The following is a 13,630-nucleotide window of genomic DNA, read 5'->3' as shown; positions in this document are numbered from 1 at the left end:
CCGTACACGGGATCCGGTACGCCGGAGACGGTGGACCGGAGTCAGTGCGCCGGAGCCGCTACCAGCGGTACCAACGGCCGCTGCCTCCCTTGGGACGGGCGACGAATCCGATCAGCCACAGCACCAGTACCGCGATCGCGACCCACCAAAGGATCTTCACCGCGAAACCGGCACCAAAGAGAATCAGAGCGAGCAGAAGAACAAGAAGCAGGGGAACCATGATTATCAACCTCCGAAGCGCCTACTGCCCGTGATCCCGGGTCTCACACCCCGACCTTTTCCAGCCAAAGGCGATGCCCGCCAGGCCAAGGAGAAGGTCAAGGACACCTTCAAGCACTGATCCACCGAACGCCGCGCCCACGGGGCCGGTGACGACGGGGATGCCTGTCCGTTCGTCAGACCGGGACGATGCCCGCAACTTGTGGTTTTTGCCAATACGGACGCTCTGTCGGGGTGCGCAAGACTTCCCGCCAGAGCCGCGGGGTGGCCCGGTACGGGGGTGGCCCGCGAACGAACGCATGACGAAGTGTGGGGGGATGACGTCACTGTGAGCACACAACAGTACGACCAGATCGGCGAGGCGTACGAGGGCTTCAAGGCCCTGCCGCTGGAGCAGTACGCGGTGGTGCCCGGTTTCCTGGCCATGGTCGGGGACGTACGCGGCAAGTCGGTCCTCGACCTGGCTTCCGGCACGGGCTTCTACAGCCGGGAGTTCAGGCGGCGTGGCGCCTCGGAGGTGCTCGGAATCGAAATCTCCGGCGAAATGGTGTCCGTGGCACAGCAGTTGGAGGAGAGCGATCCGCTGGGTGTGCGTTACGAGGTCGGTGACGTGGCCGACCTGCGGACCTTCGACGTGAGCTTCGACATCATCCTCGCCGTCCAACTGCTCAACTACGCACCGGACATCGCCACCACGGAGCGGATGTGCCGCAACGCGTACCGGAGTCTGAAGCCCGGCGGCGAGTTCTTCGGGCTCAACCAGTCGCCCGACTTCCGCTTCGACGGGCCGCCGCCGGACAGGTACGGCTTCCACACCGAGCTGACCGGCAAGGAGGTCGAGACCGGCCGGCAGGTGCGGACCACGGCACTGCTCGACCCGCCCGTCTCGTTCGTCGCCAACCTCCCGCGCCGGGAGGTCTACGAGAAGTGCCTGAGGGCGGCCGGATTCAGCGAGGTGACCTGGGTCCCGGTGACGGTGTCGGAGTCCGGGGTGCGCGAGTTCGGTGCGGACTTCTGGGCGGACTTCCACGCCAATCCCCCGCTGGAGATGCTGCGCTGCCGCGCCTGACCGGGCGTCCGGCTGACCGCCACCCGTACGTCTGCCCTGACCCGGCCCTCGCGGTGCACCCGAACAGGCACCGGAACGGGCACCCGAACGAGCACCCGGGTGAACACTCGAACGAGCCGTCGGGCCGGGGCGGCGCTCAGCTCGGGGCGTTCCAGGCGGTCGTCAGGCCGTCCAGCCACGCGGGCGGCAGCTCCGCGGCGTCCCACTCCTCCCGCAGCGCCTGCGGGGCGACGAGGAGCCGTTCCAGTACGGCGATGCTGGTGACGGAGTGGACGAGCGAGTAGCGGCCGTGCACCGTGATGGCGCTGCCGGGCCCGAACGCCGCGAACAGTCTCTCCAGCCGGGCCCTGTGGGCCGCGACGAATGCCGTCAGGCGCCCGGCGTACGCGGCGCGCTGGCGGGGGGTCATCGTGGCGAGTACGGCGGCGAGCACGTCGTCGGTGACCTCCGGGTCCAGCTCGGAGACCGCGGTGTACGACAGGTACAGGGGGGTGAGCGCCACCCGCGCCCGTTCCACCTCCATGCGCCCGGGCCGTGGGCGTTCCTCGGCCTGGGCCGGCAGCCCGTCGGGCCCCACGACCCGGAGCAGGGTCCGCTCGGCGACGTCGCCGAGTTCCTCCAGGAGGTCCCGGGCGCCGTCGAGCCAGCCCGATTCGTACACCTCGCCCTTGTCCCCCGGCGCGCTGCGGCCGGCGCCGCTCAGCTCCTCGTGCGCGAGGGCCAGCGCGCCCGCCTCCAGGAGCCCGATCAGTTCCCGTGCGTCGCCGGAAGGGACCCCCGCCCGCGCGAGGAGCTGCAGCAGCGTCGTCCTCGCGTTGTCGACACTGGCCTCGTCCGGCCACTGCCGTCCCTCATCGGCCGTGCTCATCGGTCCTCCTCATCGTTCGGGTGGTGCGGTGTGTCCAACGAGATCGTTCCCTTCGACGGTCCAACGTCCGACACCCGGGCTGCGCTCCCCTGCGGCGCGATCCGGAAGGTCGGTGGTCGGCGATCGGTGGTCGATGGTCGGTGGTCGGCACGGAGCGTCCGCCGTCGCCGCCGGGATCGCCGGGGCGGCTGCCAGGCCGTCCCGGGCGTCGCGCTCCCGGCGCCGACGTCCCGGCGGCCTCCCGCGGCGCCGACCGTCATCCGCCGCCTCGTGCTGCGGTTCGACCGTCCATCGGCATCTCGGTGTTCACGGCGGTCATCATGCCGCAGAGCGGGGACGAGCGGGGCGCCACGGTCGGGCTCCCGTGCGGATCCCGACCGACCCTCCGCTCGCGCCCCGGGTCGAACCCCGGGTCGAGCCGGCCGGGCCGGACCACATGGGGTTCGTGCGGGAGCCGAATGGGCGAGTGTCCGGGTGCGGAAGGTGTTCTGGCGTGTGTATGTGGTGATGGGTTCCGTGTGGATCCGTACCGGCGCCATCTCGCTTGAGGAGTTCCCATGAAGCGTCTTCCCGTGATCGGCGTACTCTGCGCCACCGCGATCTTCGGTCTCACCGCCTGCTCCGACGACAGCAGCTCCCCCGCGGAGGAGGCCACCAAGGCCGCGAGTGAGCTGTGCAGCAATCTCACCGGGCTCAAGGCCGACAACGCCAAACTCAAAGCACTCAACCCGTCGTCCGCGACCAAGGACCAGATCAAGGACGCCGTTCAGGCCGTCCAGGACGACTGGAACAACGTCAAGGAGAACACGAAGCAACTCAAGGAAGCCGAGGCCTCGGCCATCAAGAGCGCCGCCGAGGACCTGAAGAAGTCGTACGAGTCCCTGCCGGGCGACACCACGGGCCAGAACGCGATGACCCAGCTCCAGCCGCAGATCCAGAAGCTGGACGACGCCACGAGCGCGGCGACGACCCGTCTCAAGTGCTGACGACGTCATCACGGCGGTGACCCCGGCGTCCGGCCGGCCGACCCAGGGCGGTCCGGCCGGCCTCCGTCGGCCGGCCGGCCGAGCGGTGAACCGGGCGGCGGGGTCGGCCGGTTGTCAGTGCCGCCTTTTACCTTGGCACCATGGAGATCACCGAGCGGACACTTGCGGAGGCCTGGCAGCGCAGGGCCTCCCGGCACACCTTGCTCGACGGAGTCGGGCTGCCGCCCGTGGTGTCCTCGGACGACGAGCTGGAGGATTGGGCCGAGCGCGCCGAGGAGGCGCAGGACGGCGGCCTGTGCCTGCTGCTGGACGAGAACGGCACGGTACGTGGCCATGACGGTCCCGACCGGGCGCTCTTCGCCACCCGCGACCTCGAACAGGTGCTTTACCTGATCGGCGAGGCCGCGATGCGGCGGCGCGGCGGCAGCCTGGAAGAGGTGGCCGACGCGCTGGACCGGATCGATCCGGAGTGGGGCAGACGGTTCCGCGCCGGCGGCCCGGACGACACGGGGACGGTCGAGCCGTGCGGGCGGGAACCGCTGGAGGGGTTCGCCTGGATAGCCGGGTCCTGGCGTGAGCAGGATCCGTACACCACGCTCGCCTTCTTCCGCGCGGCTCCCGGGCGGACCGTCGACGCCGAGCGGCTGGCCCTGCTGTACGGGGCCGATCCCGCTCAGGTCGCGGCCGGTGCGCGCCTGAAGGACCTCCGGGCCGTGGACGACGGCAGGACCCACCGGGACCGTGGATGGGAGAGCTGCTGTTTCGGGCAGGCGGGCGGGTGGACGTTCCTGCTGCACCACGACACGCCTCCGGGGTCCTTCGCGGACAAGGAGGCGTACGCGGCGCTCGGCATCGAGGAGAGCGTGTGGCTGAGCGCCACCTCCGCGAAGGCCATCTACACCTTCGACTACATACGCAACGGTCGCCGTGTGGGCGATGACGATGGCGTGCTGGAGCTGCTCTGGTACGAGCACGGCCAACCCCCGTACCCGCAGGGCGGCGAGTTGGATTTCCTCAACCGGGCCCTGCGCCGTGCCGAGCTGGACCACCCCGAACTGACCAACACGTTCGAGTTGTACTTCCACGCCTTGGAGGAGTCCCTCGGTCTGCGTCTGCCGCGCCGGGACTTCGCGGAGGGGGAGGTGCGGGCCGCGTACTGGGCCGAGTAGCCGCGTACCGGGCCGGGTGACGGCCGACAGCGGTGGGGGCGAGCGCGTGAGGGCAAGGCCCTGGCGACAGGTTCTAGGAGGGTTCGGCGGGGGTCCAGACGAGCGGGTACGCCTCGCTGCCAGTTCGCTCGACCCACTGGAGTCGGTCGCGCAGGACGGCACGTCGGCGCTCGGGGACCCGCTCCGAGAGCCCGCGCAGCAGGTCGCGCATCCTGCGCAGGGCCATCGGGGATCCGGCGGTGGCGAAGAGCACGTCGTCGACGGCGGTGCGGACGTAGTGGTTCCAGTCGGGTACCGGGACGCTCACCCTCAGCCGTCCGGCGGGGTCGTCGAACCCGCCGATCTCCAGATCCCGGCCGGCGAGACGGGTCAGCAGGTCTTCGAGCCGGTCCAGGGCCTCCACCGCCGTGGCCGGATCGTTCACCGCCGGGGACAGGGCGCGCAGCGCGATGTCGGCGAGGAGCCGGAACGGCAGTTCGGGGTCTTGGACGAAGCTCCGCTCGACCCCCGCCGTCAGGGCCGCGCGCAGCGCCGCATCGGTCGGGCCGTCCGCCGTGACCTCGGCGAGCACCGTGCCGGCCGTGAGGGTCGCGCCCGGGGCCACGTGGAAGGCGACCGCGGAGTCGTGCTCCCGTGCCAGGTCGACGAGGGTGGCCATGTCGATCCGCTGGAGCACGGCCGGCGGTCCCGTCCAGCGGACCACCGTGCGGCCCGCGCCGATGTCGGACGGCTGCGGGGCGGGGGCCCGGTCCGGGTGGGCGGGGGTGCCGTCCGGGTCGTAGGGGCGTGGGTACAGGCCGTCGTACAGGTCGTGTGCGCGGGTGGCGATGGCGGTCAGCGAGTGACCGAGCTGGATGGAGTTGAAGGCCCTCATCTGGAGCGACCTCATCAGGCCGAGCGCGATCAGCGTGAGGATCATGGCGACGCAGGGGACGAAGACGGAGACGTGGTCGTGGCTGCCGATGGCCAGGCCCGAGGTAATGCAGAAGACGAACACGCCGACGGTGAAGGCGAAGGCCCGCCAGACGATCGGCTCGTCCCGGAACAGGCCGAGGCGCGGCGTGAACATGGTCGAGGAGAACTGCACGACCAGGAACAGCATCGAGTAGATGATGCTCACCAGGCTGACGACGCCGAAACCGATGGTGAACAGCACGCTGACCACCCGTCCCGCGGCCACTTGGGGGCCCAGCGTGACGAGGGGGGCGAGCAGGCCCAGCAGCAGCCCGACGACGGCGCAGAACAACTGGGCCAGGTCACGGCGCAGGGCGTTCGCCGGCCGCCTGTAGGGCGCGCCGCGCGGGCGGCGTGTGCGGGCCTCGGGGTGGGCGGGGCCGACAGCAGAGCCGGGCATCCGGCCTCCTCCAGGGTCGTGTCTCACGGTGGTCGATCGCGGGCCGCACCGGGCGCCCTGCCGGGTGACCGAGCCCGGCCGGTACCGGCGGTGCGGGTGTGGTGCCGGTGCCGGTACAAGGCAGGTGGCGGGGCGGGCGCCGTTCAGTTCGGGCGCCGACCCTGGGCCGAGAGCATCAGGCAGGACGTGGCGAGGAAGTCGCGGTGGCCCATGACCGTCCGCGGGCGAGCCGGGCGGTGGTGAACGCGTCGTATCCGGCAGCCAGGCAGCGGTGCTGTTCAGGGGCGTGCCCGCTGTCGTTGTCGAAGGCGTAACCGGGCGGCAGGGACGTGCTGATCATGGAGTCCTCATCCGAACGCGGGCTGCGGGCACGTGACGTGGCGGGGTCGAGCCGGGAGGCGGGGGCGACCCGCCCCGGGTGGACACGGTCCCGCGGTCGGGGGCGCGACGACGGCCGGCGGCTCGATCGGAACGAGGACACCGACCCTTTCCACCCGAACGGCACGAAGGGGCTTCAGCCCGGCACGATCCCACAACGACCGGGCGTCACCAAGGACCTTCCGCTCGAACCGCGGGGGATCCCGGCGAGGTCGCGCCCCGGGCACGACTTGGGTCCCTCGGCGGATACCGCGATGAGTGTGTGGCTGATGGCTGATCAGGCTCCGTACGGCTGTCGGTACGGGTGCCGGTCAGGATGTGTACGGGGGCCGGTCGCGCGGTCGTGGTTCGGGGCGCCATGCCGTTGCCCGTGTCCTCCGCGCCGGTTGATGTGGTCGGGACGGCCGGCCGGTTTCGAGGCGTCAGCACGAAACCTGGACAGCCGTACCGGATTCAACCTTCAGGGCGACACCCGAACGGCCGAGCGGCCGTAACGTTTCTTCGCTTGCGCCCCCTGAGTTGCGCGGATGGCGCCGGGACGCGTGTGCCGCACATCCGTTCGGCCGCGCCACCGCACTCGCCATGATCTTGAAGCGCCCTACAGTCGTGCCGCTCCCCCAAGATCACTCCTGAGAGACGTGCGTGACTTTCCCCTTGCTCTGCGCAGAAGACCAGTTGACCCCCTCGGCCACCCGGCCCGCGCCGCCCGCGGCGGTGCTGGAGGGCCTCGCCGGATACGTCCCGGCCGAGGTGGTCGCCAACGACGGACTCCCGTCGGCCTGGGGCATCGACGACGCCTGGGTGCATCGCCGTACCGGGATCCGCGAACGCCGTCGCGCCGCACCCGGGGTCTCCACCGGCGAACTGGCCCTGGAGGCCGGGAGGCGGGCGCTGGTCGTCGCGGGCGGTGCCCCCGTGGACACCGTGATCGTGGCGACCTCCACCCCGGACCGGCCGATGCCCGCCATGGCGCCGCACCTGGCGACGCGTCTCGGCCTGAGCGGCGCGGCGGCTTGGGACGTGAGCGCCGCGTGCAGCGGGTTCCTCGGACTGGCCACGGCCGCGGGCGTTGAGGACGCCGTTGCAGGCGTTCTTCAGGGCTGCCGAGCCTGAGCACCGGGGACATGGGTTCGGCCGTGCTGGTGGCGGCGAGCGGGCGGCCCGGGATCCTGGGGGCCCGCTTCTTCGCGAACTCGTGGGGCTGGCAGGCCGCGACCCTGCCCAACCCCTACGCGAACCACCGCCGGATGGGTCGGCTGGAGATCGACTCGGCGCGGTTGGTGGCCTCCTTCGACGGGATGCCGGCCAAGGTCCGCGGGGCGGTGCGTGACATCGGGGTGACGGTCGACGACCTGGACCGGGCGTGCGTGCACCAGCCGTCCGTACCGTTCACCCGGGTCGCGTGCGACTGGGTGGGGGTGGATCCGGGGCGGATCCTGGCGACGTTCCCCGCGCACGGCAACGTCGCGACGAACACCATCCCCCTCCAACTGGCCACCGCCCTGGATGCGGATCGGCTGCACGCGGGGCCCGATCCCTCGGGGCGGGCCGGTACGGAGTACCGGACCACGTGTCGGCGGGTGCGGCGCTGCCGAGGTCGTTCAGGTGCGGCGGGCGGCCCATACCGTGCGCCGGGTGCGGACGGCCAGGTCGGGCCGGTGGAGGATGCCGTGCGCACCGGTGGTGTCCAGGAGCCGGTCGAGCGCGGCGAGGTCCTCGGGCGACAGGTGGTCACCGACGGCGGTGCGTACGCGCCGCAGGCTGCTCAGGGCGTAGGGGCCGACCGCGTTGGAGGGGGTGGCCTCGATGTTCACCGTGATCGTCCGCTCGGCCTCGACGTCGAATCCGGCGGCGGTGAGCAGGGGACCCCAGTCGGCGCCCCGGTGCGGGAGCCGACCGGCGTGGCGGCGTTCACTCGCGGCGTGGCAGCGCTCCTCCAGCCCGGGGCGGTCTTCCGGGGCGTCCGCGGGCAGGAACCGGGGGAAGCCCGCCAGTTCGACGACGGCGAAGAGCCCGCCGGGCGCGAGAGTGTCGTGGACCTGCCGCAGAGTGCGTCGCGGATCGGGCATGTGGTGCAGGGACGCGGACGCCCACACCAGGTCGGGCCGGTCCAGGTCGGGCCAGCGCGTGTCGAGGTCCGCCTGAACGGTGTGCACCCGGCCGTCCACCCCTGCGGCGCGGGCCTTCTCCTCCAGGCGCCGCAGATGGGCGGCCGAGGAGTCGACCGCGGTCACCCGCGCCTCGGGGAAGCGGGCCAGGAGGGCGAGGGTCCCCGCACCGGTCCCGCACCCCAGGTCCACGATGTGCCGGGGAGCGGCCGTGACCGGCAGCCACGCCGTAAGGGACGCGAGGTGCTCGGCGAGGACGTCCGCGTCCAGGTCGAGGATCTCCGCCTGGTCATGCCCTTGATCGCGCCCGTGATCGTGATCCTGAATGTGGCCGTGCCCGTCGCCGTGGTCGTGCGTGGGGTGGGTGTGGGGAATCGGGGCGGAGCTGTGGGGGGCCTGGCCGTGGGGGTGGGAGTGTTGCGTCATGGGGCCAACGTAGGCCGGTCATGCCGGTTCGGCATGAGGTCTTGCCGGATACGCAAGTCATTGCCCGCGTGGCCGGCCGAAACCGCAACGAACGGCGTTCACTCCGAGGGGTGGTCCGGGCCTTCGGCCCCTTGGCCTCGGGGGCTGCGCGCACCGGCACGCTGATGGCCGCGTCGGGCGTCGCGGTCGAAGATGCCCATGATTTCGCACGGTCCGCCCGCGGTGCCGATGGCGTGCGGAACCATGGTGGGGAACTCCGCGGCCTGGTTGGTCTCGATCCGGTAGCGCCGATTGCCGAGCAGCAGGATCGCGGTGCCGGAGAGGACCACGAGCCATTCGCGGCCGGGGTGGGCGCGCAGGCGCGCGGGGTTGTCCGGGGGTGGTTCGGTCATGCGTTGGCGTACCACGGTCATGCCCGGGTCGGCCTTGACGGGCCAGCGCATCAGCCCGTGGGCGCCGTCGATCATCGGGCTGGAGATCACGTCGTCCGTGGCGTTCTCGACCAGCTGGTCCAAGGTGGTGTCCAGGGCGCGGGCGAGGGTGACCAGCTGGTCGAGGGCAAGGCGTCGCTGCCCGTTCTCGATGCGGCTGAGGGTCGACTGGCTGAGGTTGGCGCGCGCCGCGAGTTCCTCCAGCGACCAACCCTGGGCCACGCGCAGCCCGCGGATGCGCGCGCGGACCAGGCCGTCCAGTTCTCCGTCGTCTTGCGTCATGGGCAAGATGGTATGCCCCTACCGCAAGGCGGACGCATGGCGTGACGGTGCCTGCGTCTCCAGGACGGCGGGGCCGTGCGGTTCGTACGGCCGGCTCGTCTTCTACAACGTGCAGATCAGCGAGGTGGGCGGCGGCCGTCACTCCTCCTCGGTCGACACGGACCGGTTGCGGCGGAGTGCGTCGCGCAGTCGGACGGACTGGGTGACCAGCCGGGATCGGCCGCCGCGGTCCGCGACCTCGGCGAGGCCGGCGGGGTCCGGCGAGGCCGCCGCGGACTGCTCCACGCAGTCGGCGGCCGTCGCGAGGAGTTCTCCGGCGCCGCGCGGATCCCCCATGCCCGTGCGGGTGCCGGTGCCGGTGAGCAGCGCGGGCAGTGCGGCGGCCAGTACGGCCCAGGTGGTGGCGTGGGCGCCGGTCGCGGCGGCGGTGCGCAGCGAGTCGGCGAGCCGGTTGGGCTTGACGGTGCCCATCCTCAGGAGTTCGGCCAGGTCCTCGCCGAGGCGCGCGGCGTCCAGCTCGCCCCGGCCGGCGAGGGTGAGGAGCGCGTCGACGGCCCGCAGCCGGTCCTCGGGGTGGCGGGCGCCGAGCGCGGTGGCGACGGCGAGGTGCAGGGCCGGGCCGACGGGCCCGCCGGCGGCGGTGATCGAGGGCAGTACGGCGGTCCCGTCGCGCCCTTCGTGGACGGCGCAGGAGATGACGGCCGGGAGCCACCAGGCGGCCAGGGTCTCCCGGCCCTCGGGCAGGACCGCGATCAGCAGGGCGTCCTCGCCTCCGTCCCAGCAGCGCTCGGAGGCCTTGCGCGCCCCGGCCGACTCGTGGAACGGGGCAGGGAACTCGGCGAGCACGGTGGGGCGTTCGCCGGTGTCCAGGACGAGGCGGGCGGGGGTCGACCCGTACGCGTACCGCACGGCGGACGCGGTGCGGCGGGTGACGGGCGCGGGTTGTCCGGCGGCGCCGAGCCAGGATGCCAGCCGGTGTCCTTCGGGTGTGCCGAGGGCGGTGGCCCCGGGAATGGCCTCGGCGTCGCGGCGGACCCTCAGCAGGGCCTGGGCGAAGTCCACGGGGGCGGGCTCCGCGCCGAGCCGGCGGTACTCGGCGAGCCGCGCGACCAGCACGTGGGGGTCCAGGGAGCCCGTCTCGACGGTGGGTGTGGCGAGGAGGAACGGCAGCGGTCGGGTCGTGACGAGCCGCGCGGCCTCGTCCAGGCGGGCGCCGACGACGGCGTGGAGCCCGGTGTGGTGGCAGTCGGAGCGCCACGTCACGAAGGCCGCGGGCGGTGTGCCGGTCGGCAGCTGGTCCAGGACGGCGGCGGCGACGTGTTCCAGGCCGGGCAGTTCACTGGTGTAGTGGCGGGACTGTTCGGGATCGAGCCACCAGCGGCCCGCCAGCGCGGGGCGCAGTGCCTCGGCGAGGGCCGCACGGTCGCGGTGGGCGTGCCGTACCAGCCCGTCCAGGGCGCGCTCGAACTCCTCGACAGTCGCGGTGCGGGAGTTGACGACCGCCGCGACGAGCTCCGCGGTCTCCTGGACGGTCTCCGGCGCCGGTGCGAGCGGGGACGCGACGGGGGGCGGCGGCAGGGTCTCCCGGTAGGGGCCGGTGTCCTCGGCGGGCGCGGCGGCCGGTCCGAGGAGGTCCACCGCCCGGGCGCGGTGGGTCGGGCTCAGCAGGTGGGCCCGGTCGGCGAGTTCGGCACGCAGGTCGGGGTCGTCGGTGAGGTGCGCCGCGGCGAGGTTGAGGGCCCGCTCCTGGATGTCGGTGTCCGGGTGCCCGAAGGCCTCGCCGAGCGCGGGCAGCAGTTCCGGTGCGGCGGCCGGGTCGCGGCCGAGTTGCTGCCGGATCAGTACGAGTTGGGCACGCACCAGCTTCTTCTCGGGGCGGAAGAGGGCGGCGGTCGACATCTCGGCGAGCACGGGGGAGGTGAGCCGGCCGGCGGCCGCGAGCCGGGCCAGCGTCCGCTGGGCGTCCCCGGCGACGGAGGACGGTGCGTCGGCGGTCATCGCGATCCAGTCCGCGGCGCGCTCCGCCTCTTCCTCCTCGGTGGGGCGCAGGGCCCGCAGGACGGCCTGGTAGGGCTTGAGTTCGGCGGGCTTGCCGCCGCGCAGCAACCGGGCGACGCAGCCGTTCAGGAGGACGGCGCGCTCCAGGCGCCCCTCGGTGGCGAGGCAGACCAACGCGGCGGGCCAGTGATGGGGGTCGTCCGGGTCGCAGCGCCAGGCGAACGACCCGACCGGTTCGGCGGTCTCGAAGAGGCGCGGTGTGAACGCGGCGAGGTGGGGGTCCTCGCGCAGGGCCCGCGTGAGCCGGTTCCCGGACGCGCCGACGGCCTGCGCCCAGCCCTCGACGCAGCCGTCGGTGGTGGGCATCGGGCAGCCGGCCAGTCGGACGAGTTCGCTGATCAGCGGGTAGTCCTGGGCGGCGGTGCCGGCCCGGGCGGCGAGCCGGTGGGCGAGGTCGCCGAGCCATCGCGGTTCCCGGCCGGCGAGGACGTCGAGGAGGACATTGGTGGGGTGCTGTCGCCAACGGCGCATGTCGCGGGCGCCGATCCAGCCGGCGGCGGCCGCGGCGCCCGTGTGGCAGCCGGCTCCGGCGACGACCAGCGCCGGACTCATCAGGTCCCGTTCCTGCCAGCGGTCCCAGCCCGAGGCGCGCAGTTCGGCACGCAGTCCCTTGAGGTCGGCGAGCAGGGCGCGGCGCTGCCCGGCGTCGAGCGGCTTGAGGAGTCCGGGCACGGCGCCGACACGGCCCGTCCGTACGGCTGCGAGGACGTCGGCGGTGGCGGTCATCGTGCGGCTCCGGAGGGGATGGAGGTGGAGGTCGGGGTGGTGGAGGTGACGGCGCGCAGGGCCATGCGGGTGGCGAGGGCGTGCTTGCAGGGGCCGCGGCGGCCCCGGTAGTCGGCCCACCACTGGCAGGTGCAGCTGAGGGCGCCGCCCGACTCGCGTACCTGGTAGCGGCGTTCGCCGGAGGCCACGACGGCGATGCCGGCGCGCTCCAGGGTGACCGCGCCCTCCTCCAGCAGGGCGCGGGCCGCGACCAGGCGGGGGTTGTGGCGCTCGGCGCGGCGGGCGTCGTAGGGGAGTTCCCGGTGGAAGTAGGCCGCTTCGGCGATGTCGTAGCCCACCCGACCGGCCGTACCGAGGCGGGTGAGGGCCGCCCGGACCCGTGCCACCGGAAGGCCCGACTGCTCGGCGAGGTCGGCGGGATCGATGCGCGGTTCCCACGCCAGCAGGACGGAGATCAGCTCGGCGTCCTCGGCCGCCGCGTCGGTGGCGAGGGCCTCCAGGACACCGCCCTCGCCGGAGAACCCGCGGGCGGCCTGCGGGGAGAGGGTGAGGGTGAGCCGCATGCCGGGCAGGCCCACTTCCCACGCGGACGCGGTGGGGTTGGCGCCGTCCGCCGCGGGTCCGTACACGCGCAGGGCGGTGGCGTACCGCAGCACGCGCTGGAAGGCGGCGAGACGTTCGGGGCCGGGCAGGCAGACCGCGCCGGGAACCGGTCGGGTGGTGGGGCGCAGCGTACGGCCGGCGGGGACCACCCACAGGGCGGCGCTCGCGGCTCCGCCGCCGGCAGCGGTGCGCGGGAGGGAGCGCAGGAAGCGTGCCGTCTCGGCGGCGGTCAGTTCGGCGCGGAGGTCGAAGCCGGTGGTGACGGCCTGGGCCTCGGCGAAGCCGCGCAGCCAGCGGTCCGGCAGGGGGACCTTCTTCTCGACGACGGGGCCGTCGAGGGTGGTCACCGCCAGTTCGTCGGGGCCGACCCGCAGGTGCAGCGGATCGTCCCCGGCGAGGCGGGACAGCGCCTCCCGCAGCGGGTTGTTGACGTCCACGTTGGTGGTGCCGTGGCCGGTGTCGGCGCCGCGCAGACCGTCGGGCAGCACGTCCAGCCGGGCGTACACGCCGCAGCACCCGGAGAAGGACTCGAACCGCAACCGGTCGCCGTTGCCCGTGACCACCGGGTCGAGGGACGCGCGCAGGGTGCGCTGGTAGTAGCGGGCCGAGGCCACGTCCGCGACGGCGAGCAACGCCCGCGCCGCCGCCTGGGGGGCGCTCAGGAACCCGGAGAAGAACTGCGGATGGGCGTCGGCGCCGGTCGGCGTCAGACCTCCCGCCGTCTCCAGGTTGAGGGCCTGCCCCGCTGCGGCGGACGTCAGGGAGGAGGGGCGGGCGTAGGCGAAGGTGTGTGCGGTTCGCGTCATGTCCGAGACGCTAGGTGAGACCACTGACATTGATACTCGTAGCGGGTTCCGGTGGTCGTGGCTCTGCCACTGACTGACACCCTGCTGGGTTGTCTTCCGGCTGTACCGTCCGGCTGCCGGGCCCGTTCTTCATGGCTCCGGCCAGGT

General features: G+C 73.0%; 12 protein-coding genes and 1 pseudogene. 5 read left to right on the top strand and 8 right to left on the bottom strand.

All coding sequences use genetic code 11. The annotated features are described in order from the left end of the window. Window positions 1–58: 58 nt before the first annotated feature. Window positions 59–220, bottom strand: coding sequence for a hypothetical protein (locus OTB19_RS39130; protein WP_037792689.1), 162 nt, complete (start codon window positions 218–220; stop codon window positions 59–61). A 327-nt stretch (window positions 221–547) separates the two neighbouring features. On the opposite strand from OTB19_RS39130, the gene OTB19_RS39125 reads away from it, so the two are divergent. Continuing rightward, on the top strand, window positions 548–1,288 hold the full coding sequence (locus OTB19_RS39125) for a class I SAM-dependent methyltransferase (RefSeq protein ID WP_267803557.1): 741 nt from the start codon (window positions 548–550) through the stop codon (window positions 1,286–1,288). 136 nt (window positions 1,289–1,424) lie between these two features. On the opposite strand, the gene OTB19_RS39120 is transcribed toward OTB19_RS39125, so the two are convergent. Next, the gene (locus OTB19_RS39120) at window positions 1,425–2,156 is read right to left on the bottom strand and encodes a hypothetical protein (protein ID WP_267803556.1); all 732 of its coding nucleotides are present in this window, start codon (window positions 2,154–2,156) and stop codon (window positions 1,425–1,427) included. A 557-nt stretch (window positions 2,157–2,713) separates the two neighbouring features. On the opposite strand from OTB19_RS39120, the gene OTB19_RS39115 reads away from it, so the two are divergent. Together OTB19_RS39115 and OTB19_RS39110 are read left to right on the top strand one after the other, a co-directional pair. After that, window positions 2,714–3,142 carry a hypothetical protein gene (locus OTB19_RS39115; RefSeq protein WP_267803555.1) on the top strand — a complete coding sequence of 143 codons (429 nt, stop codon included), beginning with the start codon at window positions 2,714–2,716 and terminating at the stop codon, window positions 3,140–3,142. 140 nt (window positions 3,143–3,282) lie between these two features. Next, entirely contained in the window at window positions 3,283–4,311 is a 1,029-nt protein-coding gene (locus tag OTB19_RS39110; protein ID WP_267803554.1) for a hypothetical protein, read from the top strand. A 73-nt stretch (window positions 4,312–4,384) separates the two neighbouring features. Here OTB19_RS39110 and OTB19_RS39105 read toward each other — a convergent pair whose 3' ends face one another. Both OTB19_RS39105 and OTB19_RS39100 read right to left on the bottom strand, forming a co-directional pair. After that, window positions 4,385–5,665, bottom strand: a complete 1,281-nt coding sequence (locus OTB19_RS39105; RefSeq protein WP_267803553.1) for a DUF2254 family protein — start codon at window positions 5,663–5,665, stop codon at window positions 4,385–4,387. 175 nt (window positions 5,666–5,840) lie between these two features. Continuing rightward, window positions 5,841–6,005 carry a hypothetical protein gene (locus tag OTB19_RS39100; RefSeq protein ID WP_267803552.1) on the bottom strand — a complete coding sequence of 55 codons (165 nt, stop codon included), beginning with the start codon at window positions 6,003–6,005 and terminating at the stop codon, window positions 5,841–5,843. A 692-nt stretch (window positions 6,006–6,697) separates the two neighbouring features. Between OTB19_RS39100 and OTB19_RS39095 the strand changes: the two genes are divergently transcribed. Next, entirely contained in the window at window positions 6,698–7,156 is a 459-nt protein-coding gene (locus tag OTB19_RS39095) for a hypothetical protein (protein WP_267803551.1), read from the top strand. 185 nt (window positions 7,157–7,341) lie between these two features. Beyond that, window positions 7,342–7,512, top strand: a pseudogene (locus tag OTB19_RS39090) (hypothetical protein); the annotation flags it as partial. A gap of 132 nt (window positions 7,513–7,644) precedes the next feature. Here OTB19_RS39090 and OTB19_RS39085 read toward each other — a convergent pair. The 4 genes from OTB19_RS39085 to OTB19_RS39070 form a co-directional block, all read right to left on the bottom strand. Further along, window positions 7,645–8,577 carry a class I SAM-dependent methyltransferase gene (locus OTB19_RS39085; protein WP_267803550.1) on the bottom strand — a complete coding sequence of 311 codons (933 nt, stop codon included), beginning with the start codon at window positions 8,575–8,577 and terminating at the stop codon, window positions 7,645–7,647. A 98-nt stretch (window positions 8,578–8,675) separates the two neighbouring features. Next, the gene (locus OTB19_RS39080) at window positions 8,676–9,290 is read right to left on the bottom strand and encodes an XRE family transcriptional regulator (RefSeq protein WP_267803549.1); all 615 of its coding nucleotides are present in this window, start codon (window positions 9,288–9,290) and stop codon (window positions 8,676–8,678) included. Window positions 9,291–9,428: 138 nt separating this feature from the next. Then, complete coding sequence (locus OTB19_RS39075; RefSeq protein ID WP_267803548.1) at window positions 9,429–12,074, bottom strand: DUF6493 family protein; 2,646 nt, start codon at window positions 12,072–12,074, stop codon at window positions 9,429–9,431. After that, complete coding sequence (locus OTB19_RS39070) at window positions 12,071–13,483, bottom strand: SWIM zinc finger family protein (RefSeq protein WP_267803547.1); 1,413 nt, start codon at window positions 13,481–13,483, stop codon at window positions 12,071–12,073. Before OTB19_RS39070 ends, OTB19_RS39075 begins: the two co-directional genes overlap by 4 nt. Between the last annotated feature and the right edge of the window lie 147 nt (window positions 13,484–13,630).

The sequence above is a fragment of the Streptomyces sp. H27-H5 genome (genome assembly GCF_026627505.1).
Lineage (GTDB): Bacteria > Actinomycetota > Actinomycetes > Streptomycetales > Streptomycetaceae > Streptomyces.
Note: the sequence above shows the minus strand (reverse complement) of the source record. Positions and strands in the feature narration are given on the sequence as shown.

Bases quoted from the DNA above. Each gene is read 5' to 3' on its own strand.
- OTB19_RS39130 (WP_037792689.1), bottom strand. From the start codon at position 220: ATGGTTCCCCTGCTTCTTGTTCTTCTGCTCGCTCTGATTCTCTTTGGT.
- OTB19_RS39120 (WP_267803556.1), bottom strand. From the start codon at position 2,156: ATGAGCACGGCCGATGAGGGACGGCAGTGGCCGGACGAGGCCAGTGTC.
- OTB19_RS39115 (WP_267803555.1), top strand. From the start codon at position 2,714: ATGAAGCGTCTTCCCGTGATCGGCGTACTCTGCGCCACCGCGATCTTC.
- OTB19_RS39110 (WP_267803554.1), top strand. From the start codon at position 3,283: ATGGAGATCACCGAGCGGACACTTGCGGAGGCCTGGCAGCGCAGGGCC.
- OTB19_RS39105 (WP_267803553.1), bottom strand. From the start codon at position 5,665: ATGCCCGGCTCTGCTGTCGGCCCCGCCCACCCCGAGGCCCGCACACGC.
- OTB19_RS39100 (WP_267803552.1), bottom strand. From the start codon at position 6,005: ATGATCAGCACGTCCCTGCCGCCCGGTTACGCCTTCGACAACGACAGC.
- OTB19_RS39085 (WP_267803550.1), bottom strand. From the start codon at position 8,577: ATGACGCAACACTCCCACCCCCACGGCCAGGCCCCCCACAGCTCCGCC.
- OTB19_RS39080 (WP_267803549.1), bottom strand. From the start codon at position 9,290: ATGACGCAAGACGACGGAGAACTGGACGGCCTGGTCCGCGCGCGCATC.
- OTB19_RS39075 (WP_267803548.1), bottom strand. From the start codon at position 12,074: ATGACCGCCACCGCCGACGTCCTCGCAGCCGTACGGACGGGCCGTGTC.
- OTB19_RS39070 (WP_267803547.1), bottom strand. From the start codon at position 13,483: ATGACGCGAACCGCACACACCTTCGCCTACGCCCGCCCCTCCTCCCTG.